We start from the raw sequence: 26,756 nt of genomic DNA, 5'->3' as shown, positions 1-26,756 counted from the left end.
ACGGCGACCGTCCACCCCGCCGGGTGCGCCTCAAGCCTTCTTCTTCTCGTGCGTCACGGTGACGATGGTGCCGATGCCACCGCGCACGAACCAGTCACCGACCACCGTCAGCTTGCGCGGCTGGATGGCCTTGATGATGTCCTCGGCGATGGTGTTGGTGACCTTCTCGTGGAAGGCCCCCTCGTTGCGGTACGCCCACATGTAGAGCTTCAGGCTCTTGAGCTCGATGCAGCTCTGGTCGGGGACGTACGTGATCTTGAACCGGGCGAAGTCCGGCTGCCCCGTGAGCGGGCAGAGGCAGGTGAACTCCGGGACGTCGAACGCGATTTCGTAGTCGCGCTCGGGCGCCGGGTTGGGGAAGGTCTGCAGGTCCTTGGTCGGCTGCGAAGGCATGGCGCTGTCGTCTAGCACACCATCGCTACGTGTCATCCACGACGTGGAGTGGGGCCTTTCGGGAGGCCCTCCGGGGGTTCTGTCGAGCCCTCAACGCGGCACCCGTCCACCAGCGGGGAAAGCGGGGGGGCCCTCGGTTGCGCCTTCGCCGCGGGGTTCATAATCCCGGGAAGGCCCCCGCCACCTTCCCGAGCACATGACGCTTCCCCCTGACGTCGAAGAAGCCTTCTCGTGTCTCCCCCAGGCCCTGGTGCGCGTCGGTCCCGACCTGTGCGTCCAGTGGTGTGAGGCGGGCTTCGCCCGCAAGACGGGCCTGGCGCTGAGTCCCGGCCACAGCCTCCTGTCCGCGCTGGAGCAGGGCCGGAGCCTGGAGGCGATAGAGCTGGCCGTGCGCGAGGGCCGCGCCCACACCGGCCATGTCATCACCCGCGAGCTGCACCAGGTGCGCGTGCAGGTGAAGCCGGGCCGCGAGGAGGAGGTGCCCGGCGCCTGGCTGGTGGTGGAGCCCTCCGGCGTGGATGACGACGGGGCCTTCTCGCTGGCGGTGCGCGAGATTGCCCGCGCCGTGGGCGAGTCGCTGGAGGTGGACAGCGTCTGCGCGGCCGCGGTGGTGGCGCTGGTGAGGTGTGCCCAGGTGCGCCGCGCGGAGGTGTACCTCTGCGAGGAGGACGGCACGGAACTGCGCCGCTCGGCGGTGTCGGACCTGGCGGGGACGGAGTCGCCGGAGGACTCGTTCGACCCGTCGGAGGACCCGTTCCACCAGGCGCTGGCCCTGCGCCAGGCGCAACTGGGCATCCAGCGCGGGTATGGGGACTCGCTGGGCTCCATCTTCGCGGCGGTGCCGCTGTGCGCGCCCCGGCGCACGGTGGGGCTGCTCTTGCTCTACAAGGAGCAGGGCACGTCCTTCTCCGCGAGGGAGCTGGAGCTGTGGACGGCGGCGGCCAACCAGCTCGCGGTGGCGGTGGAGAACGCGCGGCTCTTGAGGGAGGCGAAGGCGGCGCTCCAGGTGCGCGAGGAGTTCATGTCCATCGCGAGCCACGAGCTGAAGACGCCGCTCACGCCGCTGAAGCTGGGCCTGTACACGATGGAGCGCCGGCTCACGCTGGGGCAGCCGCTGGAGCTGTCCACGGTGCTGAAGTCCAAGCGCCAGGTCGAGCGGCTGGTGGGCCTGGTGGACGACCTCTTGGACGCGTCGAGGCTGGACGCGGGGCGGCTGGCGCTGGACCTGGCGCCGCTGGAGCTGGGGCAGCTGGTGGCGGAGGTGGTGGACCACTTCCGCGCGGCCTTCGAGCGCCCGTTCGCGGTGGAGGTGCCTCGCGAGCGGGTGTGGGTGCGAGGCGACAGGGACAGGCTGGAGCAGGTGCTGGTGAACCTGCTGGAGAACGCGCACAAGTACAGCCCGCCCGGGGAGCCCATCGTGGTGCGGGTGGAGAAGCTGGCAAGCGAGTCGCGCATCCACGTGCAGGACCACGGCATCGGGATTCCGGGCGCGGACCAGTCGCAGGTGTTCCAGCGCTTCTACCGGGCGCGCAACGTGTCGCACCGCAACTTCGGGGGCCTGGGGCTGGGGTTGTTCATCAGCCACTCCATCGCGAGGCTGCACGGGGGCGGGCTGACGCTGGCGAGCGCCGAGGGGCATGGGAGCACCTTCACCGTGAGCCTGCCGCGCATGCCGGCGCACGAGGTGAAGATGTTGCCCCGGCGGGTGCTGCTCCTGGACGAGGACTCGGCGCAGGAGGCGATGGCCGAGCGCGTGCTGTGCGCGGAGGGCTTCGAGGTGCTCACGGCGAGGGACGGGGCGGAGGCGCTCCGGCGGGCCACGCACCTGCCGGTGGACCTCATCGTGCTGTCCACCTCCGCGACGCATGGACAGGCGGGGGTGTTCCTGGAGACGTTCGCCACGCTGCCGCGCGCGCGTCCGGTGCCGATTCTGCTGGCCGGGGACGCGAGGCCGTGGTGGGCACAGGAGGAGACGTCCCTGTGCACGCGTCCGTACGTCGCCGATGAGCTGGTGGCGCGCGTGCGCAACGTGCTGACGCAGGAGCGGCGCAGGACGGCGACCGCGCCCCACGTCGTCGAGGAAGTGGCCCAGGTGGGGCTGCTGCCCCGGGCCTGAGCCCGTTGAGGGGCCGCGTGGCCTCGCGGCACCCGCGCGCCGGAGCTCTATCTCGCGGCCCCAGCGCTCGAGTGGCGAGGGGGCCGCCCCCGCAAGGCCTCAGTTCGTGGGGGCGAGCACGCCGAAGTCCACCGGCGTGAGCCCCAGCCTCGACAGGGCCTCCTTCGCCTTCGGGTCCACGAACGTGGCCAGCTCCACCTCGCGCTGCGCGGCGTAGCTGCTCTTCACCTTCTCGGGGCGGTAGCCCGGGTGGCACATCAGCTCGATGACGCCCTCGGAGGGCAGCGCCACCAGCTCCGCCTCCAGCCGCTCCAGCGTCCAGTACGGGTCGTCGCTCGTGTCCCCCACGAAGTGCGTGTTCGTGGGCACGCCGAGCTTCTTCAGCGCGTGGCGCATGATGGAGTCGAGCGCGCGCACCGGCACCTTCGCGTCCCTGGCGGCCTTGGCCACGCCCTCCAGCACATTGGCGTGCAGGTGCAGATGACGGTGCACGTCGATGTGCGTCGGAGCGCGTCCGGTGAGCTGGGTGAAGCGCTCCAACTGGGCGCGGGTCTCCGCCTCCACCACCTCCGCGGACAGCCCGGCGGCGCGGCCCTCGGTGAACTGCCCCTGGGCACCCAATGACTCGCGGGGGAACTCGCTCCACAGCGGCTGGCCTCGGGCCAGGTCCAGGTGCAGCCCCAGTGACAGGCCTCCCGACTCCTGGGCCGCGGCCTCGGAGTAGGGCGTGTTCACCAGCAGGGAGGCGGAGGAGACGACCCCCTCTCGCATCGCCTTGAGGATGCCTCGGGTGATGGCGGGGTCGTGCCCCAGGTCGTCGGCGTTGATGACGAGCGTGCGTGTGCTCACGGAAGAAGTCTCCTGTGCGTCAGGGGCGCGGCCGGCCCTGGAAGAAGCGCCAGGCCTCGAGCGAGGCGTCCAGGTCGCGCGTGGGGTTGCCCGAGCTCACCGGACTGCCGGGCCACGTGTGGTTTCCACCCTGCACGGTACACAGCGACGCGGTGGCGCTCTCCGGAGTGCATCCGGTGAACGCCACGCAGGTGCTGTTGCCCCGCTGATACGTCTGCTCCTCCGGCCCACCGCAGCCGTTGCGCTCCGCCTGGCCGCGCACCGAGTCCCGTGCGGAAGGATAGGGGCGACCGAAGGGGATGTTGCTGCCCCCTTCGTAGAGGATGACGGTGTCCTCCGTGCCGTGGATGTGCAGCACCGGCACGGGCCGGGACGGCGCGCACCCGCTCGAGGGCGCCATGCCGGACACGGGCGCGACGGCGGCGAACCTCCCCGCGCGCTCACAGGCCAGCCGGTACGAGAAGAATCCCCCGTTGGAGAAGCCCGTGGCGAACGTGCGCCGGGGGTCCACGCACACGTGCGTGTCCAGGTCCGCCATCATCGCGTCCACGAAGCCCACGTCGTCCACCTGGGATAGCTGGGACGAGCCGCAGCACGCGCCCCCGTTCCAACCCCGGGTGTTGTCCTGCGGCGGAGGCGGCGGGCCGCCGTTGAGCTCCTGGGCGCTGAGCCCTCGCGGGTACACGACGAGGAAGCCCTCGGTGTCGGCGAGCGTGGACAGGCCCGTCTGGCGCTCCAACTGCTCCGGGTGGGAGCCATAGCCGTGGAAGGCGACCACGGTGGGCGTGGGGCGGGTGGCGTCGTAGCCGGGGGGCACGTGCACCCGGTAGGCGCGCTCCCGTCCGTCGTGGGTCACTGTCCAGTCGTGGGTACCGGGGCCCGCGGACAGTCCCTGGCAGGCTGCGCGGTCCGGCACCTGGGGCTCCGGCATGGGCGTGCCCGCGTCCGGCGGCGCCTGGGGCTCCGGCAAGGTGTCGGGGGACGAGGAACAGCCGGGAGCCGTCAGGAAGAGCAGTGCCAGGAAGGGGCCGCGGTGCATGGAGGGGAAGCTAATTCCCCGCCTGGCACTCCGCCGCGAGCCGCGTCGCGCGGTCGGGGAATCGTTCCTCCAGCGTACGCTTCACCTCGGCCACCGCCACCGCGTTGCCACCGTGAGCGTGGAGCTGACAACGTGCGGCCAGGGCCCGAGGGTCCTCCGGCGCCAGCTTGTCCGCCTCCAGATAGGCGCGCTCGGCCCCCGCGCTGTCGCCCTGTCGGAAGAGGACGGCCCCCAGGTAGTAGTGCGCCACGGCCAGCCGGCCGTCCTTGCGCAGCGCGCGCCGGAGCAGCGCCGCGGCCTCGTCCACGCGCTCCTGGCGGAAGCGCACGAAGCCCAGCTCCGCCAGGCTGACCGCGTCGTCCCGCTCGCGGGTCCAGGCCGACAGCACCGAGGCCGCCTCGTCCAGCCGTCCGCTCTGCGACAGCATCCGCCCGAAGCGCGGCGCCACCTTCGGCGAGCCCGGCTTCAGCACGTACGCCTTCGCCAGCGCCGCCACCGCGCCTGGCAGGTCGCCCTGTCGCTCGCGCAGGTCCGCCAGCATCAGCGAGGGGCGCAAATCCTTGGGCGCCAGCGCGAGCGCCTCATCCAACGCGCGCTCTGCCCGCTTGCCGCGGTTGAGCTCCGTCGCCGCGCGGGCCGCGAGCAGGTGCGCCTCCAGCTCCTTGGGGAAGCGCGTGGTGAAGGACTCCGCCAGCTCGGCCACCTCGGGGAAGGCCCCCGCGTCGACGAGCAGCGCGCCCGCCTGGGCCAGCTCCTCTGCCGTGGCGCGCACGTCGGTGCCCAGCCCGGAGAGCAGCGCCTTCTTCTCGGCCGCCGTGTCCGCGGCCGTCGCCTTCGCCAGCCGCTCCTGGGGCGCCGCCGCCGCGCGCTTCAGGTACCAGACACCTCCGCCCCCGAGCGCCGCCAGCCCGAGCACCCCGGCCAGGATGGCCGCCACGCGCGAGCCCCCACGGCGCGAGGGTCCGCCCTCGCCGATGCCGGAAGGCGTGCCGCGCGTGGGCGGCGTCGAGTCCGTCGGAGAGGGGACGCGCGCGGGCTTCACGACCCGCGGAGCGACGGGCTCGACGGTCGCCGTGCGCGCGGGCTCGGGGAAGGTCTCGTCGTGGACCGTGGCGCCCACGTCCGGCAGCACGGGCCAGCCGGTGGGCACCGTCATGGCGGCGTGGGGGGCCACGTGGGGCTCGTAGCGGCGCGGGCCCGGAGGCGTGCCTCCGTGGGACGGGTCCGCCATGCGCGCGCGCCGGAGGGCCTGGCGCTTGGGGTCCTTCTCCGGCGGGAAGAGGGTGTCGACGTAGGCGGCGACCTCCTCCGCGGAGGCGACCTCGGCGGGGCCGCCGATGGCCTCGATGGCGTCGATGAAGGACTCGAGGCTGTCGAACCGCGCGGCGGGGTCTCGCTGGAGCGCGGTGAGGCAGACCAGCTCCAGCGCGCCGGGGACGGACGGGTCGAAGCCGGTGGGCGGGCGGACGCGGCCCTCGGCGATGCGGCCCAGGACCTCCTCGGCCGTCATGCCGGTGAAGGGCCTGCGGCCACACAGCTGCTCGTACAACATGACGCCCGCGGCGAAGAGGTCCGCGCGGTGGTCCACGGGCTTGCCGGAAATCATCTCCGGCGACATGTAGAAGAACTTGCCCTTGAGCACGCCGGGCTCGGTGCCCGCGCCGAGCGCGTCCGCCTTGGCGATGCCGAAGTCGATGACCTTCACCGCGCCGTTGACGCCGACGTGGATGTTGTCCGGCGTGAAGTCGCGGTGGACGATGCGCAGGGGCCTGCCCGCCTCGTCCACGGCCCGGTGCGCGGCGTCCAGGCCTCGGCAGGCCTCCACGAGCACGCGCAGGGTGATGCCCAGGGGGACGCGCTGGCCGCGCTCGGCGGCCTCCTGGCGCAGCTCCGCGAACGAGCGCCCCTCGAGCAGCTCCATCGCGATGAAGGGCTCGGCGCCCTCCATGCCCAATTCGAGGATGGCGACGACGTTCGGGTGGCGCACCTGCGCGGTGATGCGCGCCTCGTTGAGGAACATCTGCACCACGCGCCGGTCCGAGGCGAGGTGGGGCATCAGCCGCTTCACCGCGACGGCGGGCCCGCGCTGGCCGTCATCCTCGAAGCGCCGCCCCAGGTAGACCTCCGCCATGCCGCCCGTCGCGATGCGCGCGGACAGACGGTAGCGACCGACCCAATAGGTGTTCGGACCCGACTCCAAGATGGCGCCAGTCTATGTGGAGAGCCTGTCTTCGTGCCCCCTCAGAAGTTCGAGGGGGCATGCCCGCTCGGTCTCGTCCGGGCCCGCTCGCCCGGCGCTCCTGTCCTCACGGCCTGCGTGGGGCACGGGGTTTCCACGTGGCGAGGGCCTCGCGGGGCACGTCCTCCTCGTGACGTTCGTGCGTGTCGGCACGGTATCCGTCGGAGACCTGGGCTCGGGCCGCGTGGGCTCCCGGGCCGATCTGCCGAGACGTGCCAGCTCGAGGCCCCACCGTGTCGCGCGGGAACGCTCGTTCTAACGAATGACTGGCCCGCAGGGCCTGGGCGGGGCTCGCCGCCAGGGGAGCCGCTCCGCGGGGAGTCTTCCGCCTCTCGTTGGGGTCGGGCCCTGCGCGATGCCCCCACCTCGGTGGGGCGAGGCTCGCGGTGCGATGCTCCGCCGGGAGGCCCCCATCTGTGGGAGGCGTGGCTCGACCAGGACGAGCGGGTGAGGCTCGTCTCTGCGTGGTGCTCACCTCGGTGGGTGAGGCTCCAACAGGCTGTGGGGGATGCGCGACGTCCGCGGGGAGGTGCTCACCTCGGTGGGGCTTGCCGCTGGAGTGTCGATGGGAGGGCGAGGCGCTTCGCGGGGAGGTGCTCAGCTCGCAGGGGGCGAAGCTCGAACAGGGGGCGTTCAACGCCTCGCAGCGAGCCTCCCACCTCGTTGGAACGAGGGACCGAACAGGCGGAGATGGAGCCTCACCTCGGTACGGTTCCACTTCATCCGGGCGCGGCGCGAACCATGTGCCCCAGTGTGTTCGTGCGACGCGCCTTCAGCTCCGCTCCCACCTCGAGGTGTGCGCCGGGGTGTGACGGACCCCGCGCCCGAGTTCAATGAGGGCCGCCGCGTCCGACGTCGCGGGTGGTGCGGTGTGCCTTACGCGGGGTGTGGGCGCCCCATCTGCTCGCTCGCGCGATGAGGGAGTGAGAGTGCTAACGTCCGGGCCCGCTGCCGCGCTTCGTTCTTCGTTCGGAGGGATGTTGGGAACCGTCCTCAAGGGTGGTTACGTCGTCGAGTTGGAGCCCGCGGTGGTGGAGCGCGTGGACCTGCGCATCGAGGGCGAGCGCATCGTCGCGCGAGGGCCGGACCTGGCGCCCCAGCCGGACGACGAGGTGGTGGCCCTCTCCGGCAAGCTCGTCTTCCCGGGCCTGGTGAGCGCGCACCACCGGCTGCACGCCGTGCTCGGACGGGGCATGCCGCGCAAGGCGATGGAGACGTACCAGGACAGCCTGGAGAAGGTGCTCTGGCCCTACGAGGACGCGCTGGACCTGGACGCCGTCCAGGTCGCCGCCTGCGCGGGCGGACTGGAGGCGCTCCAGTGCGGCACCACCACGGTGGTCAACCTCCACTCCTCCCCGAGCGCGGTCTCCGGCTCGCTGGTGCGCCTGGCGCGCGGACTCCACGAGGTCGGCGTGCGTGGCGTGCTGGCCTACGCCGTGTCGGACCGCAACGGCGCGGTGGGCCGCGAGGAGGGCCTGGAGGAGACGGTGGGCTTCGCGCAGAAGGCGCAGGGTCGCTTCCGCGGACAGGTGGGCGCGGGCCCCTGCTTCACGCTGGGCCCCGACGCGCTCCAGGGACTGACCGAGGCCCTGAAGACCGCCAACACCGGCCTGCACCTCCCCCTGGCCGAGGACCCGCTCGACGAGCGACTGTCCAATGAGCGACACGGTGACTCGCCGGTGCCCCGGCTCCTGGCCGCGGGGCTGTTGTCGCCGCGCAGCCAATTGGCGCACGTGGGGCACCTGGCGTGGGCGGACCTGGCGCAGGTGATTGCGACGGGCGCGTGGATGGTGCACACGCCGCGCGCCAACCAGGGCCTGGAGGTGGGCTACGCGCCGGCGCTGAAGTTCGGCGCGCGCGCCACGCTGGGCGCGGATGGCGTGTCCGCGGACCTCTTCGCGGAGGCCCAGGCCGCGTACCTGCGCTCGCGCGAGGCGGGGCAGGTCATCGACGTGCTGCGCTACCTGGCCAACGGCCACCGGCTGGCGTCCGCGCACTTCGGCGTGCCCATGGGCTCCATGCGCGAGGGCGCGCTCGCGGACCTGCTGGTGCTCGACTACCTGCCCGCCACGCCGCTGACGGCGGAGAACCTGGCGTGGCACGTGGTGTTCGGCCTGGGCAGCCGCCACGTGGAGGCGGTGATGGTGGACGGGGTGTGGCGCATGTGGGCGCGCCGGCCCTTGTCGGTGAACCCCTCCGTGGTGGCGGAGCAGGCGCGCGAGGCCGCGGCGGCGGTGTGGGCGCGGATGGGTGAGACGACGTAGGCCCTCGGGGTCGCTTGCCCGGGAGGGACGGGTCCGCTCTTATCCGAGGCATGCTCGCTCCCGTACTGCTCGCAGGCCTGCTCAGCGCCGCCATCCCCGCCGTGGGGGATACCGCCCCGGACTTCACGGTGAAGGACACCGACGGCAAGGTCTACATCCTGTCGGAGATGGTGAAGCAGGGCCCCGTCATCGTCGCCTTCTTCCCCAAGGCCTTCACGGGCGGGTGCACCAAGCAGCTCAAGGCCTTCACCGCCCGGCACGCCGAAATCGAGAAGCTGCAGGGGCGCGTGCTCGCCTTCAGCACGGATGACGCGGAGACGCTCAAGCGCTTCAAGGCGGAGCTCGCGGCGCCGTTCCCCTTCATCCCCGACCCGGAGGGCAAGGTCGTCGAGTCCTACGACGTGAAGATGCCCCTGGTGACGGTGTCCAAGCGCTACACCTTCGTCGTGGGCGAGGGGCGCAAGGTGCTCAAGGTGGACGCGGGTGGAGACGCCATCGACCCGTCGGGCGCCATCACCTCCTGCTCCCAGGCCCAGCCCGCCGCGAAGGAGCCCGCTCCCGCCACGCCGGCGCCCGAGGCGAAGCCCAGGCCGTAGCGCCCGAGCTTCAGCGTCCGGAGCGCGGCGGCAGCTCGCGGTTGTCGAACATCTGCGCCGGCGAGTCGTCCACGAAGGTGTCCTCGAAGCGCCCTTGCGTGTACTCGCGGATGACCTTGCGCCAGAAGGACGTGGCCGCGTGGTTGGCGGGCAGCTGGGACACCTCCCACAGCCCGCGGAAGCGCTCGAACACGGCGACGGCGGCGCGCCGGCCCAGGCCGTAGCCCCGCTCGCCGCGCAGGATGAAGAACTCGCTCATCCGGAAGTCGCGCCCCGGCGTCATGTACGGGAAGGGCGCCTGGGCCACGAAGGCGAAGCCCACCGTGCGGCCCTCCCAGCGCAGGAGCAGCGGGTGGACCTCCGACGACGGCGCCAGCCACGTCGGCAGGTAGTTGGGTGCCCAGTGGCCCTGCTCGTCCAGGCGGTAGCCGACCCCGAACTCGCTCAAGTCGTGCAGATAGAGCGGGTACAGGTTGCGCAGCAGCGGATGCTCGGCTGGGGTCGCGCGGCGTAGCTCCAAGGACGCCTCCGGAAGGCGCGCAGCATGTCCCATCCCCCGCGTGGCGACCACCCTCGCCACGCGGGCTCTTTCGTGGGGTGACACTGACCCCCGACTCGGGGCCAGCGTCAGTGCGTGACTTCGGACGCGCCGACGGGCGCGTCACCGCGCGCGTGGTGCCGGGCGTGCTGGGCGAAGAGGAAGCGACGCACCGCCGCGCGGGTGAGCAGCCCCCGGGTGGCGATGCCCGTGGGCGCCGCGACGGGCAGCGCGTCCACGTCCTCCTGGTCCATCAGCCGCAGCGCTTGCGCCAGGTCCGTCTCCGGCGTGAGCACCGGCAGCTTGCGCGACAAGTCACTGGCCACCAGCAGCGGATAGACGGACTCGTCGCGCCACACCTCGCGCAGCTGCTCCACCTGGACGATGCCGTACACCTCGCCCGCCGTGTCCAACACCGGCAGCGCGCCCGTCTCGGACGTGAGCAGCAGGTCCGCCAGCGGACGCACCGGCAGCCCCGCGGGCACCGGGGCCACGTGCTCCATCAGCGTCTGCACGTGGGTGCTCTCCAAGAGGTCCGCGTCGCTCAGGACCTTCGCCGCCTTGCGCTCGATGAGGTAGTGGCACAGCGCGGAGGCGATGGTGCACGTCACCATCAGCGGGAGGATGATGTCGTGGTTCCCGCTCAGCTCGTACAGCATCATCATCCCGGTGAGCGGGCCGCGGTTGAGCGCCGCCACCGCGCCGCCCATGCCCACCAGCGCGTACGCCCCGCTGGGGCCGGTGCTGGCCGGGAAGAAGTAGTGCACCAGCGTGCCGAAGGCCCCGCCCGCCATGGCGCCGATGACGGCCGCCGGGAAGAAGGTGCCGCCCGAGCCGCCCGAGCCGATGGTGACCGCGGTGGCCACGAGCTTGAGCAGGCACGCCGTCACGAGGAAGAAGAAGGGCAGCTTCCCCACCGCCGCCAGGTTGATGTAGTCGTGCCCGCTGCCCCACACCGTGGGGCTGATGAACGCGAGCACGCCCGCGCACAGCCCGCCCAGGCCCGCGCGGAACGGCAGCGACTTGCTGCCCAGCCACGGCGACAGGGTGCCCGGCATCCGTCCATGGAAGAAGTGCTCCACCCCGTGCAGGAGCCGCACGAAGGCGAAGGCCAACAGGCCACAGCCGATGCCCAGCGCCGCGTACGCCAGCACCTCCGAGCCGCTCACCAGCTCGTACGGCACCTGCCGCAGCATGGGCGCCTCGCCCAGCACGCCCTGGCTCACCAGGGTGCCCGCCACGCTGGCCAGGATGATGGGGGAGAAGACGCGCAGCTCGAACTCGCGGAGGATGATCTCCATCGCGAACACCGCGCCGGCGATGGGCGCGTTGAAGGACGCGGAGATGCCCGCGCCCGCGCCGCAGGCCAGCAGGATGGACAGCTCCCGCCGGCTGAAGCCCAGGACGCGCCCCACGCTGGAGGCGAACGCCGCGCCGCCGTACACGATGGGGCCCTCGCGTCCGGCCGAGCCGCCCGAGCCGATGGTGATGGCGGACGCCACCAGCTTCAAGAGGCCCCGGTCCGCCGGCACCACGTTGGCGCCGCTCTTCACCGCGCGCACCACCTCCGGCACGCCGTGGCCATGCGTCTCCGGCTTGTCGCGCAGCAGCCGTCCCACCGCCATGCCGCCCAGCGTGGGCGCCAGCAGCATCAGCCACCAGGGCAGGTGCGGAATCGCGTCCGCCAGCGAGTGCGAGTGGCCGAAGACGCTGTTGAGCGCGGCCAGCGCCACCAGCGGGTAGTAGAGCGACAGCGCGCCCAGCGTCAGCAGGGCGAGCAGCCGCAGCCGCCGCTTCACCTCGTCGCGAGGGCCTCCCGGCTCGATGACCCGCGCGAGCAGCAGCCCGCCCAGCGCCAGCGGCGCCCCGACGATGGCGTACTCCGGATGCCACCGCGCGGAGGCGAACGCCTCCCACAGCGTCAAGAGCTGGCTGCGGCGCAGCGTGTGCGCCAGCTCCGCCGTGCCGAACGTCAGGCCCGTCACCAGGCCGATGAGGTTGGCGAAGATTCCAGCGGCCAGTCCGCTGTAGAGCCCCACCACCGCGCCCGCCACCGGCAGCACCGAGGGGCCGGGCAGGCGCAGGCGGTTGGAGGCTTGCAAGGTCGCGTGAATCAGACGGCTCAGGTGCTCTCGCGCCCGCGCCCACAACGCGCGCTGGGAGGACGTCCCGGGCGGAGGTTCATCGGCATTCATTGGTCCTCCCACTAACCCATCGCGAACGCGGATGCTTCAACGTTCGTGAAGAGCCTGTCGGAACCTGGGCACGGTTCCGAGCGAGGGAGGAACAGGCGGCCTAGGGCGCGTGGCTGCGGGTGGGCAGCAGGGAGCGCAGCAGCAGGGTGATGCCCCCGAGCGCCAGCCAGGGGACCACGTGCCCGGCGAGCAGGTGAGGCGTCGTCCCGTCGGCGCAGTGCAGGTGGAGCACCAGCAGGCTGACCCCTCCGGCCGACAGTCCGGCGGCGAGCGCGCGCACCGGGTGGTACGCGGAGCGACACAGCAGCACCAGCGTGAAGGCGAGCGGCACGGCCGTCACCGCCAGCTCGGTGCCCGCGCAGCCGAGGATGCCCGCCATGAGCGGAGCCGTCCGCACCCCGGAGCCCGACAGCACCACGGTGGCACCCACCGACAGCATCACCGCGATGACGCCGCCCCAGGGCACCGTCCTGCGGTGCGGCGCCAGGGCGACATAGGCCCCGGAGGACAGGAGCGCGGTGAGCAGCAGCCCCACGCCCACGATGACGGGCACGTCGGCCCGGTTCGCCACCCAGGCCCCGTGGGCCAGCACGGCCAACGCCGTCATCGCGATGGCGCCGTGCACCCCCAGGAGCAGCAGCAGCTCGTGCCACCAGGGCCGGGCCCGGGGCCGCCGGGCCAGCGCCTCGTACGCGAAGCTGTGGGCCGCATCCAGGGACGCGCCCTCGCGCGCGAGCGCCTCGCGCAAGGCGCGGGGGGCCGCGTCTGCCGATGTGCCCTCCGGGGGCGCCTGCCTCGCGAGCCGCTCGGTGGACGGCGCCAGCACCTCTCGCGCGAGGGGGTGGGGGGGCTTGCCAGGCGCCCCCATCAGGTCGAAGCCCCCCGTCATCGCCCGGCAGTCCGCGCAGGTCGCCACGTGGGACTCCAGCTCCGGGGGCAGCAGCTCGCCCAGGCGGTCCATCACCCGAGAACACTCCGGCGTCATTCCATCGTCTCCGTGCGCAGGGCCGTGAGCAGCTCGCGCAGCCGCGCATAGCCCCGGTGGGCCCGCACCTTCACCGCGCTCTCGGTGAGGCCCAGGGTGTCGGCGATTTCGGCGAAGCCCATCCCCTCGAAGCGGTGCAGCAGGATGGGGATGCGCTGTCCCTCGGGGAGCTGGTCCAGCGCCCGCCGCACGGTCCGCTCCAGCCCCACGTCACGCGGCCCGGTGCGCTCGTCGGCGACCACGGGCAGCTCGCCCTCGGGCGTCAGCTCCTCGGGTCGGCGTCCCCGGCGCTGGAAGTCCCGCGCGGCGTTGGTGGCGATGGCGTACAGCCACGGCTTGAAGCGCGAGCCCGGCTGGAAGCGCCCTCGCGAGCGCACCAGGGACATGAAGGTGTGCTGCACCAGGTCCTCGGCCGTGGCCTCGCTGCCCGTCAGGCGGGTGAGGTAGCCGCGCACCGGCCCCGCGTGGCGCTGGAAGAGCGCGTCGAACGCCGGGGGATGTCCCTCGCAGAACCGCGCCATCAGCACCTCGTCGGGGTCGGCGGCGACACAGGCGCGCACCGGGTCCTCTGCGGTACGCGCGGGCGCTGAGGCGGGTTTCATCGGCGGAGGCGGAGGCGGAGCCACGGACCGGCGCACTCTATCCCGTCACGGTGGACCCGGAAGCAAGGCGCGCCGCCCAGCCGCCGCTCACGGCTTGAGCAGCGGCTCGGGTGTGGGTGCGGAGGAGGGCAGGTGGTCCGCGGCGGCGGCCAGCGCCTCGCGCACCTTGCCCTCGGCGGCCGTCTTCGCGGCGAGGAGCTGCGCCTCGGCCGCGGACCTCGCGGCGACCAGCTGCGCCTCCGCGGCGGACTTCGCGGCGACCAGCTGCGCGCGAGCCCCACCCGCGCCGAAGAAGCTCGTGGGCGCGGCCAGCTCGGCGCGCTCCTCGGCCGTGTACTTGAGGTACGAGTACTTCGTCGCCTCCGACGGCAGCCGCAGGCCCTCCACCACCTTGAACCAGGAGAGCACCTTCAGCGAGTAGTAGCTGAGGTCCACCTCCCACCAGAACCAGCCCTGGTTGGCCGTGTTCTGGTGGTAGTGGTGGTTGTTGTGCCAGCCCTCGCCCAGGGTGACGAGCGCGAGCAGCCAGTTGTTGCGGCTGGTGTCCGTCGTCTTGTACCGGCGCTTGCCGAAGATGTGGCTCAGGGAGTTGATGGTGAACGTCCCGTGCCACAAGAGGGTGGTGCTCACGAAGTAGCCCCACACCAGCATGGAGAACCCGCCGATGAAGTAGAGCGCCACGGCCAGCGCAATCGACGGCACCAGGTGGAAGCGGTTGAGCCACACCAGCTCCGGGAAGCGCGCGAAGTCCTTGATGCCCTCCATGCGCGTCTTGCCGTACTTGTCGCAGAGAATCCAACCCACGTGGCTGAACCAGAAGCCCTTCTGCACGGGCGAGTGGATGTCCTCCCCCTGGTCCGAGTACCGGTGGTGGTGGCGGTGGTTGGCCGCCCACCAGAGGACACCCTTCTGCGTGGACGTGCTGCCCACCAGCGCCAGGATGAACTGGAAGACGCGCCCCGTCTTGAAGGCCCGGTGGGAGAAGTAGCGGTGGTAGCCCGCCGTGATTCCCCACATGCGGACGATGTACAGCCCCACACACACCGCCAGGTCCACCGGCTTCGCCCCCACGACGAAGGCGAAGAGGCACATGACGTGGACGCCGAAGAACGGGATGGACGACAGCCAGTTCAGTCGCTCGTCGTCCGCGGGAGCCGTGGCAGGAGAGGATGTCTGCAAGGGAGCCTCGTGAGCGGAAGGAAGGCGGCGGACCCGAAGGTGCGCAGCCTCATCCCGCATCAACACCCCCTCCTGTCATGCCTCTGTCAGGAGGCGACGGATTGCTTCAGCTCCGTCAACCACTCCTCGAAAGCGGGCTGGCCGTGCAGCGCCGTCAGGTCCGAATCGGACGCCGCATACGCCGCGTCCCGGAAGCCCAGCTCGCTGGCGCGCCGCAGCATGCGCATCGCGTCCGTGACGTTGCGCGCCCGGGCATGGGCGCACGCGGCGTCGTACGCGATGCTCGCGCTCGGCGCGTGCTCCAGCGCCGCCTCGCCCACCGCCGCGGCCTCCGAGTACGCGCCCCGGATGAACAGCACGCGCTCGGCGCAGGAGTACGCCGCCGCGGGCTCCACGCCCGGCAGCTTGAGGGCCTCCGGCGCGCGCCCCAGGCGGATCAACGTCCCGGCGTACTCGTGCATCACCGTGCGGTCCGACGACGTCTGCCAGGCCTGCTTCCACCAGTCCAGGGCGCGGGCGTCGTCCCCCACCAGGGAGAAGGACGCCGCCACCGCGTGCGGCTCCACCTGAAGCCCCTGCACCTGGGAGAAGTGGTCCAGCGCCTGCCGTCCCTGGCCCTCCTTCAGCGCCACCCAGCCGAGCAGGTGGTGGGCATGGCTCGCCAGCTCCGCGGTCAGCCCGTCGCCGCCCTCCAGCACCTGCGCCCCCAGCCGCCGCGCGTCATCCATCCGCCCCGCGTCCAGGGCGAACTTGCCCTCGCGCAGCTTCTGCGCGAGCGGGTTCTCCAGCGCGCCGCGGCTCAGCGTGCCCGAGGCGCTGGAGCCCAGCGCCTCGGTCAGCATCCGGAAGGCCTGGTAGCCGTACATGGCGAAGAAGATGCCGGCGAACAGCCAGCCGGTGCTCAGGCTGTAGCCCACCACCGCCACGCACACGAGCAGGGCCAGGCCCTGGGACACCACCATGCCCCGGCGCGGCCCGAAGATGCGCGTGGACAGGGTGTTCACCAGCCGCCCGCCGTCCAGCGGCAGCACGGGCAGCATGTTGAAGATGGCCCAGATGAAGTTGGCCCCCGCGAAGGTGCGCAGGAAGAAGTCCAGCGCGGGCGAGCCCCCGCTCAGGAACAGGTACCCCACCAGGCACACCACGCCGAGCATCAGCCCGAACAGCGGGCCCGCCACGGTGATGACCACGTCCCGCTTCCAAGGAAGGGGGCCGGGGGTGTCGGTGGGCAGGGTGTGGCCGCCCAACCAGACGAGCGCGATGCTCGGCCGATAGCCGAAGAGGCGGCTGGCCAGGGCGTGCCCCAGCTCGTGGACCAGCACGGACACGAAGACGATGAGCATCCAGGAGAGGACGAACACCCCCATCGCGCTGGCCTGCCCCAGCGCGGGAGCCCCCGCGACCTGGGCGAAGGGCCAGCCGTTCTGGGCCGCTCTCATCGACGTGTACGCGATGATGGCGGAGACCAGCAGGTGGCTGGGATGGACCTCGACGGGAATGCTCCCGAGACGAAAGCGGAACATGGAGACGGACCTTAACCGTTGAAGGGCGGTTGCGCAGTCCGGAGCGCACATCCCGCGACCGGTTCTTTCGATTCCGCTAGGTTCCTCAGGCCCCATGCTGCGACTCGGCCCCTTCACGCTCGCGAACCCCTACGTCCTCGCCCCCATGGCCGGCGTGTCCGAGATGCCCTACCGGGTGCTCGCCTTCCGCATGGGCGCCGCCCTGTGCCCCACCGAGCTCGTCAGCTCCCAGGGCCTGATGCGGGCCAACCAGCGCACCTTGATGTACCTGCGCTTCGACGCCCAGGTGGAGAAGCCCTACTCGCTCCAGCTCTATGGAGGAGACCCGGAGGCCATGGGGCTCGCCGCCAGCGTCGGCAGGTCCCACGGCGCCCAGCTGCTCGACATCAACATGGGCTGCCCCGTGAAGAAGGTGACCAAGAACGGCGCGGGCAGCGCGCTGCTCTCCGACCCGCCCCGCGCCGCCGCCATCGTCCGCGCCATGCGCGAGGCCTCCGGCCTGCCCGTCACCTGCAAGATTCGCTCGGGCTGGGACGCCCGCTCCCGCAACTACCTCCAGATGGCGGAGGCCCTCCAGGAGGCGGGCTGCGCGGGGCTGGCCATCCACCCTCGCACCCGCGAGCAGGGCTACTCGGGCAGCGCCGACTGGAGCGTCATCGCCGACGTGAAGCGCCACTTCCCCGAGCTGCCCCTGTTCGGCAACGGCGACGTGAAGAGCTGCGAGGACGCGCGCCGGATGCTGGAGACCACCGGGTGCGACTTCGTGATGATTGGCCGCGCGGCCCTGGGCAACCCTTGGATTTTTCGCGAGCTGACTGGAGGAGAGCCGCCCACCCCCGAGGAGCGCTGCGCCCTGGTGCTGGAGCACTTCCACGCGCACCTGGCCTTCGTGGGGGACCCGCTCGGCGCGGTGCGCTCGTTCCGCCGGCACCTGGGCTGGTACGCCCATGGCCTGGTGGGCGCGGCGGTCTTCCGGGCCCGGGTGAACACCCTGGATGCACCGGAGGCCGTCGCCGACGCGGTGCGCGCCTTCTTCGCCACCGCGGACCGCGCCTCGAACCCGGGCGCGGCCTCCGAGGAGGAGCAGGACGTCGACTACCGGGCGGCGCTCGGCTGAGCGGGCCCGGAACTTCTTACAGCGGGGCCACGAGCTTCCGCCCGGTGGCCACCTGTCGGAAGTAGTCGCACGCGGGCGTGGGCCTGCGCTCCAGCGTGTCGAAGTCGACGTGGTAGAGGCCGAAGCGCGGGCCCCAGCCCTCCAGCCACTCGAAGTTGTCGAGCAGGCTCCAATAGAGGTAGCCCTGCACGTCCACGCCCTCGGCCCTGGCGGCGAGCACCTGGGCCAGGTGGGTGTGCAGGTACTGGGGCCTGCGCGTCCCGCTCCGGTCGTCGATGCCGTTCTCCGTAATCCACACCGGCTTGCCGTAGCGCTTCACGTCGCGCAGCGTCTGGAGGAAGCCCTCGGGCCAGTCCTCCCAGCCGATGTCCGTCAGGCCCCGCCCCTGGGTGTCGCGGTACTTGAACTCGATGAACGGGGGCCGGGGCACGAAGCGCAGGTGCGCGCGGCTGTAGTAGTTCACCCCCACGAACTCCGCCGAGTCGCGCGCCTCCGGGATGTCCATACGCGCGGTGGCCACCCCCGGCATGTTCACCCGCAGCTTCCCGGTGGACAGCGCCTCATGGAAGGCGTGGTTGTAGGCCTGGCCCCCCAGCCGCACCAGCGCGCGGTCCAGCGGGTTCCACCAGCGGTCCGGCGCGAAGGCCAGCATGTTCTGGGAGATGCCCGTCTCCACCCGGCCCAGCTTCTCGCCCACTTCCCGCCGGGCCACCACGTGTGCGCGCACCAGGTTCTCCAGCGCCTTCATGGTGAGCGCCCCGTCGGCGATGCCCGGGGGGATGGCGCCCTGCAGGTAGCCGCCCAACAGGAGCACCATGGGCTCGTTGAAGGTGATGACCCGCGCGTCCAGCCCCTCGAGCAGCGCCGCGCACCGGCGGGAATAGCGGCGGAAGACCTCCACGCTCTCGGGCTGGTGCCACGGCGTCTCGCGGTGGAACCAGGTGGGGTGGGTGAAGTGGTGCAGCGTCACCACCGGCGTGAGGCCGTGGGCCTTCATCTTGAGGAGTCGCTCCCGGTACCCCTCGAGCGCCGCCTCGTCGAAGCGCCCGCGCTCGGGCTCGATTCGCGCCCACTCCAGGGAGATGCGGAACGCGGTGGCCCCCACCGCCGTCGCCAGCCGGTAGTCCTCCTCGTAGCGGCTCCAGTGGTCCACCGCCCGCCCGCAGCGCGCATGGGGCTCCTTCAATCTTCCAGCGCGCTCCCACTCGGCCCAGTCGTTCTCGATGCCGCCCTCCACCTGGTACGCCGACGTCGCGACGCCGAAGGTGAAGTCCGCGGGGAAGGTGCGCTCGGGGGTCCTCATCGTGGCCGCGCACCGTAGACGCCGACCTCCCTCGCGAAAAGCGCCGCGTGCCGCTCGGGCCTTTGCGCGGCAGCCGACAGTGCGTCCGCGCGAGCGCGGAAGCGAAGGCCTCCGTCGCGTCCGGAGCCGGAAAATCGGCCTCGCGCGCGATTCGGCGACGCGCCTCCGAAGTGTCCGCGAACCTCCGTTCAAGGCCCTCGGCACCGCTCGATGCCGAAAAATCGGCCTCGCCGCGCGATGCAATACATCACCATGCGTTGACACACTGGTGTGTCGCCCGTACCATTCACTTCAAGCACTCACTTTCATCAGGAAGAGTGCAGGGCCCCGGTTGACTGGGGCCAAATCACATGGAGGGTTCTGATGGCCGCCAAGAAGAAGACCGCGAAGAAGACCAGCGCGAAGGCTAAGAAGACGACCACCCGCAAGACGGCTGGCAAGACCGCGACCAAGAAGGCCGCGGCCAAGAAGGGCGCCCGTAAGACGGCGGCTCGCGCCAAGAAGGCCCCCGCCCGTAAGAAGGCGGCCCGGGCGAAGAAGACCAGCGCGACGGCGGCCCCGGTTACGCCGGAGTCCTGAGCAGCAGGTCGTCATTCGCGGACGTTGGTTGACGTCCGGTGAACGGCTCGGCGAAACCCGCCGGGCCGTTTTTCTTTTGTCCGGACAGGAGGTTGCCCGTGTCGCTGCGTCCCGTGGAGCTCTCACAGGTGGTGGCGGAGGTGGGCAGTCAGCTGACGGGAGCGGTGGCCCAGAAGGCCTGGTGCCCCCTGCCGAGGCTGGCCTACCTGGAGCTGCGGGTCCCCGGACGCTCCATCCTCCTGTGTCTGTGCGCGGAGGGAGACCTGGCCCGCGTCTCCGCCGCCACCTCCCGCTTCCCCACGCCCGGCGAGCCCGCCCCCTTCCAGCGCTGGCTCCGCCACGAGCTGACCGGCGCGAAGCTCACCGGCGCCCGCTTCATGGAGGCCGAGCGCGTCGTTCAGCTCGACTTCGAGCGAGAGGAGGTGCGCCGCCACCTCGTGATGGAGCTGGGCTCTCCGGGAGGCCTCCTCATCTCGAGCGAGCAGGACCGGGTGCTGATGCTCTCGGGCGAGGGCTTCGGCCCCCGCCGCAATCTGTACCCAGGCGCTGCGTGGACGCCGCCGGAGCCCATGCCCGCCGAGGCGCTGGAGAAGGCGCTCAAGGTCGCCTCCCGCCTGGTGCCAACAGCGGGAGAGGTGCTCCCTTATTCCCACGCGGCCGAGCGGCTGCTCGGGGCCCGCGACCAGCAGAGCCGCGCCGAGTCCATCCGCCGTCGCCTCGCGCAGCCGTACCGCGCCCGCCTCAAGCGCTCCTCGCGCACCCTGGAGAAGGTGAGGGCGGAGGCCGCGCGGGGGCCGGAGGCGGAGAAGCACCGCCGGCTGGGGGAGCTGCTCGCGCAGAACCTCTTCCGCCTCAAGCGCGGCGCCACCGAGGTGACGCTCACCGAGTACACGGAGGAGGGCGCCCAGGAGGTCCGGGTGCCGCTGGACCCGAAGCGCACGCCCAAGGAGGAGGCGGACTGGCACTTCCACCAGTACCGCCGGCTCTTGCGCGGCGTGGAGCAGGCGCGCCACCGCGAGGCGGAGCTGGCGCGCGAGGTCGCCCACGCCCAGGCCGCGCTGGAGCAGGTGGAGCGCATGGACGAGGCGATGCTGTTGGCACAAGTGGAGGTGCTGCACGTCTCCGCGGGCGGCGAGGCGACGCCGGAGGGCCGGCCCTTCAAGGAGTACGTGGGCCACGCGGGCGCGCGCATCTGGGTGGGCCGGGGCTCGGAGGACAACGACACGCTCACCTTCAAGCTCGCCCGGCCCTGGCACCTGTGGCTGCACGCGCGCGGCGTGCCGGGCAGCCACGTGGTGCTGCCGTTGGAGAAGGGACAGGAGCCCGCGCAGGAGGCGCTGCTCGACGCGGCGCACCTGGCGCTGCACCACTCGGGGGCGAAGGGCGAGCCGCGGGGCGAGGTGAGCTACGTGCCGGTGAAGTTCGTGCGCAAGGTGAAGGGCGGCGCGCACGGGCAGGTGACGTACACGCGCGAGAAGACCTTCGTGGTGCGCATGGAGCCCGAGCGGCTGGAGCGACTGCTCAAGTCCCGTCACACCGAGGTGCCCGCTCCGTGACGGATGCCGCCCCCGGAGTGTGAATCACCCGGGGACTCGGGGCGGACGCGGTTGACGGGCTGACGGAGGGCAGGCGGGCAGGGGCCTGCGGCCTTGAGTCCGGAGCCTTGGCGGGTACGATGCGCGACGAGTGACCTCCGAGTTTTTCCGTCAGATGTCCCTGTTCCCACGCGGCCTCTCCGCGGCCAGTCGGGCCACGGCGGAGGCCGCGGAGCCGCGTGCCCCGGACGTCGTCTCGGAGCTCGAGGCGCAGCTGGCGCCCCCGGCGCCCCGTCCTCCTCCGCCCCGCAACCGGGTGCCCGAGGAAGCGCCGCGCATGCTCAACGTCTCCTCCACGCGCGAGGACATGTGGAACCGCGCGGAGTCGCTCGCGTGGCGGCTGAGCGCGGAGCTGGGGATGCCGGTGAAGCTGGCGGTGACGGACAACCGCTCCACCATGGTGTCCTTCCGTCGGGGAGGCAACGCGCTGCAGCTGCGCCTGCACCACATGTTCCTGGACGCGCCGGAGACGGTGGTGCGCGCGGTGGCGGACTACGCGGGCCGGGGCCACCGCACCGCGGGCGTGCTGCTGGACGAGTACATCCGGGGACAGCAGCCGCGCATCCGTCAGGTGCGGCGCGAATCCGACGCGGACCTGAACCCGCTGGGGCGCTGTTTCGACCTGCAGGCGCTTTACAACGGGGTCAACGCGACATTTTTCGACAACGGCATCCAGGCGCGCATCGGCTGGGGGCGCATGCCGCCCAGGCGGCGTCGGAAGTCCATCCGCCTGGGTGTGTACGACCACCAGACGCGGGAGATTCGCATCCACCCCGCGCTGGACAGGCCCGAGGTGCCGGCCTTCTTCGTGGAGTTCATCGTCTACCACGAGATGCTCCATCAGCTCTTCCCGAGCACGGGGCGGGGCGGGCGCCGCGTCCACCATCCGCGCGCCTTCCGGGAGCGCGAGCGCACGTACCCGCACTACGCGGCGGCGCTGCGCTGGGAGCGGGAGAACCTGGGCGTGTTGTTGCGCGGTTGATGGCTCTTCTGCTCGCTGGCTCATTTACCGGTTTACCGAGCGAAGCGACCCGTGGTGCGTGCTTGACGCCTCCATGAGGTCCACCCATCCTCCCGAGCCATATGCGACGAGCGAAGATTGTCTGCACCCTCGGGCCCGCGAGTCAGAGCCAGGAGATGTTGGAGGCGCTGCTGGAGAACGGCATGGACGTGGCGAGGTTGAACTTCTCCCACGGCAGCCACGAGCAGCACGCGGAGAACATCGCCAAGCTGCGCGCGGCCTCGCTGAAGGTGCGCAAGGCGGTGGGCATCCTGGGTGATTTGCAGGGCCCGAAGATTCGCACGGGCCGCTTCACCCAGGGCAGCACGGAGCTGAAGGAGGGGGGCACCTTCCACATCACCACGGACGAGACGGTGCCGGGCACGGACGACATCGTGTCGACGACGTACCCGTTCCTGGCGGCGGACGTGAATCCGGGGGACCGCATCCTGTTGGATGACGGCCTGCTGGAGCTGAAGGTGCTCCACACGGACAAGCAGAAGCTCATCAAGACGGAGGTCATCCACGGCGGCACGCTGAAGAACAACAAGGGCATCAACCTGCCCGGCGTGGCGGTGCGCGCGGAGGCGCTGACGCCGAAGGACCGTGAGGACCTGGTCTTCGGCATCAAGGCGGGCGTGGACTACATCGCGCTGTCGTTCGTGCGGCAGCCGTCCGATTTGGACACGGCCCGTCAGGCGATGGCCGAGGTGGGCCGCACGGTGCCCATCATCGCCAAGCTGGAGAAGCCGGAGGCGATTGCGCGGCTGGACGCCATCCTGGACAAGACGGACGGGGTGATGGTGGCGCGCGGCGACCTGGGCGTGGAGATTCCGCCCGAGGAGGTGCCGGCGGTGCAGAAGGACATCATCCGGCGTTCGAACCTGCGCGGCCTGCCGGTCATCGTGGCGACGCAGATGTTGAACTCGATGATCGACAACCCGCGGCCCACGCGCGCCGAGGCGAGCGACGTGGCGAACGCGGTGTTCGACGGCGCCGACGCGGTGATGCTGTCGGGCGAGACGGCGAGCGGCAAGTTCCCCATCGAGTCCGTGCAGATGATGGAGCGCATCATCCTGGCGGCGGAGTCCTCGTCGCGGGTGCAGGGGCTGTCGCCGCGCATCGACTCGCCGCTGGGCGTGCCCTCGCACTTCCCGGACGTCATCGCGCGCGTGGCGTGCGAGGCGGCGAAGGCGAGCAACGCTTCGCTGATTGCCGCCTTCACGCTGTCGGGTGTGACGGCGCGGCTCCTGTCGCACTACCGGCCGACGGTGCCGATTGTGGCCTTCAGCCCGAACCAGGAGGTCCGCCGGCGGCTGGCGCTCTTGTGGGGCGTGGTGCCGCGGGTGCTCGAGCCCATCCAGGACACGGAGGCGATGGTGCGCCGCGTGGAGGAGGAACTGCTCGCGCGAGGACTGGGCCGCAAGGGTGACCGCATCGTCATCGTCTACGGCGCGCCCGTGGGGCAGCCCGGGAAGATCAACAGCCTGCGGCTGCACACCATCGGCTGAAGCCTGACGCCGTGAGGACCTGGGGCTCGCTGCTTCGCGCGGCGGGCCCCGTTTGTTTTCTGGGGTCGGTGAAGTGCCGTGCTTCAACGGCCGAGCCCTTGGCGAGGACGGGGCTGGAGCGAACCGTCGCCCGCCAGGCCTGGACTCGGCGAGGACGGAGCTCCTACGCCGTGCTTCGACGGCCGAGCCCTCGGCGAGGGCGGAGCTGGTGAATGAGCTGTGCCAGAGAAGCCGGTCCGCTACTTCGGCGCGTGCTTCAGTGCGCGGCGGGGAATCTCGGCCTCGACGAAGATCTTGAACAGCTCGGGGTCGAGCTGCCCGTTCTGCGTCTCCTTCTTGAGGATGTCGAGCGCGAGGGTGTGCGGCACGGCCTTCTTGTAGGGACGGTCGCTGGCGGTGAGGGCGTCGTAGATGTCGGAGATGGACATCATGCGCGACTGGACGGGGATGGTGCGGTCGGGGATGGCGCGGGGGTAGCCGGTGCCGTCGAGCTTCTCGTGGTGCGCGTAGGCGATTTCGGGCACGCGGCGCAGGGCGCGCGTCCACGGAATCTGGGTGAGGAAGCGGTAGGTGTGCTCGACGTGGCTCTCGATTTCGCGGCGCTCGTCGGCGGAGAGGGTGCCGCGGGGGATGGAGAGCGACTGGATTTCGCGCGGCAGGAGCAGCGGCTGCGTCTGGCCCGCGTCGTCCTGGAAGCTCAGGTGGCCCAGCTCCGTGAGCCGCTCGAAGCCGCCCTGCGCCAGCACCGTGGGCCGGTTGCAGGTGAGGACGAACTCGAACACCTCGTGCAGGTGCTTGAGCTCCGTGTCGAGCCGCTCGGTCTCCTCGGCTTCAATCTCCGCGAGCGCCGAGTCCCCGCGCTTCTTCACCGCCTCGAACCGGCGCCGGTAGCTCTGCAGCTGCAGGTCCTTGCGAGCGAGCTGGAAGCGGGCGCGCAGCACCTCGAGCTCATGCGGATAGAGCTTCTCCGCCTTGACGAGGACGTTCTCCCGCACGCCGACCTTGCCGAAGTCGTGCAGGAGCGACGCGTAGCGCAGCTCCTGAATCTCGGTGGCGGAGAAGCGCACCTGGGTATACGGGCCGGTGGACTGGTGCTCCAGCGCCTGGGCCAGGGACACGGTGAGGTCGGCGACGCGGCCCGAGTGACCCGCCGTGGTCGGGTCCCGCTGCTCGATGGCGACGACGGAGGCGGAGACGAACCCCTCGAACAGGCGGTTGATCTCCTCGTGGAGCAGGGCGTTCTCGATGGCGCCCGCGGCCTGCGCGCCCAGGGCGAGCAGCAGCTCCTCGTCCTCGGCGTTGAAGGCCACGCCATCGAGCTTGTTGAGGGCCTGGATGACGCCGGTGACGTCGCCATTCGCGTCGCGCATGGGGACGCAGAGGATGGTCTTCGTCTGGTAGCCGCTGGAGACGTCGAACGAGCGGTTGAAGCGGGTGTCCGCGTAGGCGTCGGGGATGTTGATGATGGTGCCGGTGTGGGCGACCTGTCCGGCGATGCCGCTGCCCACGGGGAGCCGGATTTCGTTCTTCGAGCCCTGGGCCACCTTGCTCCACAGCTCGTTGCGCTCGCGGTCCAGGATGAAGAGCGAGCACCGGTCCGCCTCCACCACCTTGGTGGCCTCGTAGAGGATGAGCGGCAGCAGCAGGTCCAAGTCCCGCTCGGCGCTCATGGCCTTGGCCACGTCGAGGATGGACGTGAGCTTCGCCAGGCGGCGGGTGAGGTCGGGCTGCGGCGGAGTCGGCTGCTGCGCGAGGGCGGAAGAGGGCACCGGGTGGCTCCGGGCGAGGTGTGTCCTGCGGTTGTGCAGGATTCCAAGGTTGTAACACGCCCGGGCAGGTGGTCGCCCTGGGGGCCGACCTGCTTGGTTTTCTGCTTTAGAGCGGACGTCGGGGAATTCCTTCGCTGTCGGGGTGAAAGGGAGCGGGGTATGTAGCGCCCCCATGAGCCGCCGCCCTGTCCGAATCTCGCCCTCGCTGTTGTCTTCAGACTTCGGTCGCCTGGCCGAGGAGGTCCGCGACATCGAAGCCGCGGGCGCCGATTGGATTCACGTCGACGTGATGGATGGGCGCTTCGTGCCGAACCTCACGATTGGGCCGGTGGTGGTGGAGGCCATCAAGCGGGCGGCGACGAAGCCGTTGGACGTGCACCTGATGATTGTGGAGCCGGAGAAGTACGTGGAGGCCTTCGCGAAGGCGGGGGCGGACGTGCTGACGGTGCACGTGGAGGCGAGCCCGCACCTGCACCGGACGTTGCAGCAGATTCGTCACGCGGGGGCGAAGCCGGCGGTGGTGTTGAACCCGAGCACGCCGTTGTCGGCCATCGAGGAGGTGCTGGGGGACGTGGAGATGGTGTTGTTGATGAGCGTGAACCCCGGGTTCGGGGGGCAGGGGTTCATCGAGTCCACGGTGGACAAGGTGCGCCGGCTGCGCGCGATGTTGGACGCGCGGGGGCTGGACACGGACATCGAGGTGGATGGGGGCATCAACGCCGAGACGGCGAAGAAGGTGGTGGAGGCGGGGGCGACGGTGCTGGTGGCGGGCAGCTACGTCTTCGGGGCGAAGGACCGGGCGGCGGCCATCCGTTCGCTCCGGGGGTGACGGTGGGGTTCAGGCTCGGGTGCGAGCCACGGTGGTGGCGAGGCGGGCGACGCGGGTCATGAAGGTGGGGTCGAAGGGCTTCACCTCGTAGTCGTCGGCGCCGAGCTCGAAGCAGACGTGGCGGGTGAACTGGTCCTCGACGCCGCTGAGGATGATGACCTTGCACTCGCGGGTGGCGGGGTCTTGCTTGAGCTGGGCGAGCAAATCCCGCCCGTCCTGGTGCTGGTTGATGTCCAGGATGATGACGGCGGGCCGGTGGAGGCGGGCCAGCTCGAGGACGCGCTCCGACGTCGTGTCCGAGATGCACGTCAGGCCGGACCGCTTCGCCTCCCGGGCGAGGGCCGACACGATGAGCGGTTCATCATCGGAGATGAGGACGACGGGGGGCATGTTCGTTTGGAGCTGCACGGCCAGCTGCCTTCTCGGCCCAGAGGGGACTGGTGAATATATCCGGAACTATCGGAATGTCAGGACAATTGTTAGAGGGGGCAAGGGGCGAGGGGAGGAGCGAGGGTCTTTTCGGACCGCAGGAGGG

22 protein-coding genes are annotated in these 26,756 nt (G+C 71.2%); 9 read left to right on the top strand and 13 right to left on the bottom strand.

The genetic code is table 11. The features are described 5' to 3' along the window. Positions 1-30: 30 nt before the first annotated feature. Positions 31-393, bottom strand: a complete 363-nt coding sequence (gene queF, locus FL311_RS12705; RefSeq protein WP_141325292.1) for a preQ(1) synthase — start codon at positions 391-393, stop codon at positions 31-33. Positions 394-589: 196 nt separating this feature from the next. Between queF and FL311_RS12700 the strand changes: the two genes are divergently transcribed. Beyond that, positions 590-2,509 (top strand): hybrid sensor histidine kinase/response regulator, encoded by a 1,920-nt coding sequence (locus tag FL311_RS12700; protein ID WP_141325291.1) that lies wholly within the window; start codon positions 590-592, stop codon positions 2,507-2,509. 99 nt (positions 2,510-2,608) lie between these two features. Here the strand turns inward: FL311_RS12700 and FL311_RS12695 are convergent, their stop codons facing one another. From FL311_RS12695 to FL311_RS12685, 3 genes are read right to left on the bottom strand one after another with little or no spacing between them, the layout of a single operon-like run. Next, a complete protein-coding gene (locus FL311_RS12695; RefSeq protein ID WP_141325290.1) occupies positions 2,609-3,358 on the bottom strand; it encodes a carbohydrate deacetylase in 750 nt (249 codons plus the stop codon). Between the two features lie 19 nt (positions 3,359-3,377). Next, positions 3,378-4,397: a PHB depolymerase family esterase gene (locus FL311_RS12690; RefSeq protein ID WP_141325289.1), complete on the bottom strand. Its 1,020-nt coding sequence runs from the start codon at positions 4,395-4,397 to the stop codon at positions 3,378-3,380. 10 nt (positions 4,398-4,407) lie between these two features. Then, the gene (locus tag FL311_RS12685) at positions 4,408-6,528 is read right to left on the bottom strand and encodes a serine/threonine-protein kinase (RefSeq protein ID WP_255510333.1); all 2,121 of its coding nucleotides are present in this window, start codon (positions 6,526-6,528) and stop codon (positions 4,408-4,410) included. A 1,088-nt stretch (positions 6,529-7,616) separates the two neighbouring features. Here FL311_RS12685 and FL311_RS12680 point away from each other — a divergent pair. Both FL311_RS12680 and FL311_RS12675 read left to right on the top strand, forming a co-directional pair. After that, a complete protein-coding gene (locus FL311_RS12680) occupies positions 7,617-8,900 on the top strand; it encodes an amidohydrolase family protein (protein WP_141325305.1) in 1,284 nt (427 codons plus the stop codon). A gap of 50 nt (positions 8,901-8,950) precedes the next feature. After that, on the top strand, positions 8,951-9,496 hold the full coding sequence (locus tag FL311_RS12675) for a peroxiredoxin (protein ID WP_141325287.1): 546 nt from the start codon (positions 8,951-8,953) through the stop codon (positions 9,494-9,496). 10 nt (positions 9,497-9,506) lie between these two features. Here FL311_RS12675 and FL311_RS12670 read toward each other — a convergent pair whose 3' ends face one another. From FL311_RS12670 to FL311_RS12645, 6 genes are all read right to left on the bottom strand, one after another. Further along, the gene (locus tag FL311_RS12670; protein WP_046716146.1) at positions 9,507-10,016 is read right to left on the bottom strand and encodes a GNAT family N-acetyltransferase; all 510 of its coding nucleotides are present in this window, start codon (positions 10,014-10,016) and stop codon (positions 9,507-9,509) included. Between the two features lie 107 nt (positions 10,017-10,123). Continuing rightward, positions 10,124-12,229, bottom strand: coding sequence for a chloride channel protein (locus FL311_RS12665; protein WP_228556838.1), 2,106 nt, complete (start codon positions 12,227-12,229; stop codon positions 10,124-10,126). A gap of 100 nt (positions 12,230-12,329) precedes the next feature. After that, positions 12,330-13,214 carry a DUF1109 family protein gene (locus FL311_RS12660; protein WP_141325286.1) on the bottom strand — a complete coding sequence of 295 codons (885 nt, stop codon included), beginning with the start codon at positions 13,212-13,214 and terminating at the stop codon, positions 12,330-12,332. Next, positions 13,211-13,774, bottom strand: a complete 564-nt coding sequence (locus FL311_RS12655; RefSeq protein ID WP_228556837.1) for an RNA polymerase sigma factor — start codon at positions 13,772-13,774, stop codon at positions 13,211-13,213. The genes FL311_RS12660 and FL311_RS12655 overlap by 4 nt, the downstream gene beginning before the upstream one ends. Before the next feature lie 129 nt (positions 13,775-13,903). Continuing rightward, positions 13,904-14,995, bottom strand: a complete 1,092-nt coding sequence (locus tag FL311_RS12650) for an acyl-CoA desaturase (protein ID WP_141325284.1) — start codon at positions 14,993-14,995, stop codon at positions 13,904-13,906. Positions 14,996-15,081: 86 nt separating this feature from the next. Then, complete coding sequence (locus FL311_RS12645) at positions 15,082-16,518, bottom strand: site-2 protease family protein (RefSeq protein ID WP_141325283.1); 1,437 nt, start codon at positions 16,516-16,518, stop codon at positions 15,082-15,084. Between the two features lie 94 nt (positions 16,519-16,612). Between FL311_RS12645 and dusB the strand changes: the two genes are divergently transcribed. Beyond that, the gene (gene dusB / locus FL311_RS12640; RefSeq protein ID WP_141325282.1) at positions 16,613-17,635 is read left to right on the top strand and encodes a tRNA dihydrouridine synthase DusB; all 1,023 of its coding nucleotides are present in this window, start codon (positions 16,613-16,615) and stop codon (positions 17,633-17,635) included. Between the two features lie 16 nt (positions 17,636-17,651). On the opposite strand, the gene FL311_RS12635 is transcribed toward dusB, so the two are convergent. After that, a complete protein-coding gene (locus tag FL311_RS12635) occupies positions 17,652-18,938 on the bottom strand; it encodes a glycoside hydrolase family 1 protein (protein WP_141325281.1) in 1,287 nt (428 codons plus the stop codon). Between the two features lie 363 nt (positions 18,939-19,301). Here FL311_RS12635 and FL311_RS12630 point away from each other — a divergent pair, with 363 nt between their 5' ends. The 4 genes from FL311_RS12630 (at position 19,302) to pyk (ending at position 23,623) form a co-directional block, all read left to right on the top strand. Next, a complete protein-coding gene (locus FL311_RS12630) occupies positions 19,302-19,517 on the top strand; it encodes an excinuclease ABC subunit A (RefSeq protein WP_141325280.1) in 216 nt (71 codons plus the stop codon). Between the two features lie 98 nt (positions 19,518-19,615). After that, positions 19,616-21,073 (top strand): NFACT family protein, encoded by a 1,458-nt coding sequence (locus FL311_RS12625; RefSeq protein WP_141325279.1) that lies wholly within the window; start codon positions 19,616-19,618, stop codon positions 21,071-21,073. Between the two features lie 154 nt (positions 21,074-21,227). Next, positions 21,228-22,094 (top strand): hypothetical protein, encoded by an 867-nt coding sequence (locus FL311_RS12620; RefSeq protein ID WP_141325303.1) that lies wholly within the window; start codon positions 21,228-21,230, stop codon positions 22,092-22,094. Between the two features lie 101 nt (positions 22,095-22,195). Then, entirely contained in the window at positions 22,196-23,623 is a 1,428-nt protein-coding gene (gene pyk, locus FL311_RS12615; RefSeq protein ID WP_141325278.1) for a pyruvate kinase, read from the top strand. Between the two features lie 239 nt (positions 23,624-23,862). On the opposite strand, the gene FL311_RS12610 is transcribed toward pyk, so the two are convergent. Next, positions 23,863-25,392, bottom strand: a complete 1,530-nt coding sequence (locus tag FL311_RS12610) for an HD family phosphohydrolase (RefSeq protein ID WP_141325277.1) — start codon at positions 25,390-25,392, stop codon at positions 23,863-23,865. A gap of 172 nt (positions 25,393-25,564) precedes the next feature. Between FL311_RS12610 and rpe the strand changes: the two genes are divergently transcribed. Further along, positions 25,565-26,221 carry a ribulose-phosphate 3-epimerase gene (rpe, locus tag FL311_RS12605; RefSeq protein WP_141325276.1) on the top strand — a complete coding sequence of 219 codons (657 nt, stop codon included), beginning with the start codon at positions 25,565-25,567 and terminating at the stop codon, positions 26,219-26,221. A 9-nt stretch (positions 26,222-26,230) separates the two neighbouring features. Here rpe and FL311_RS12600 read toward each other — a convergent pair whose 3' ends face one another. Next, positions 26,231-26,611 carry a two-component system response regulator gene (locus FL311_RS12600; RefSeq protein WP_046718495.1) on the bottom strand — a complete coding sequence of 127 codons (381 nt, stop codon included), beginning with the start codon at positions 26,609-26,611 and terminating at the stop codon, positions 26,231-26,233. Between the last annotated feature and the right edge of the window lie 145 nt (positions 26,612-26,756).

Origin of the sequence: Myxococcus sp. AB025B, assembly GCF_006518215.1 — a bacterium.
Taxonomy (GTDB): Bacteria; Myxococcota; Myxococcia; order Myxococcales; family Myxococcaceae; genus Myxococcus; species Myxococcus fulvus.
Note: the sequence above shows the minus strand (reverse complement) of the source record. Positions and strands in the feature narration are given on the sequence as shown.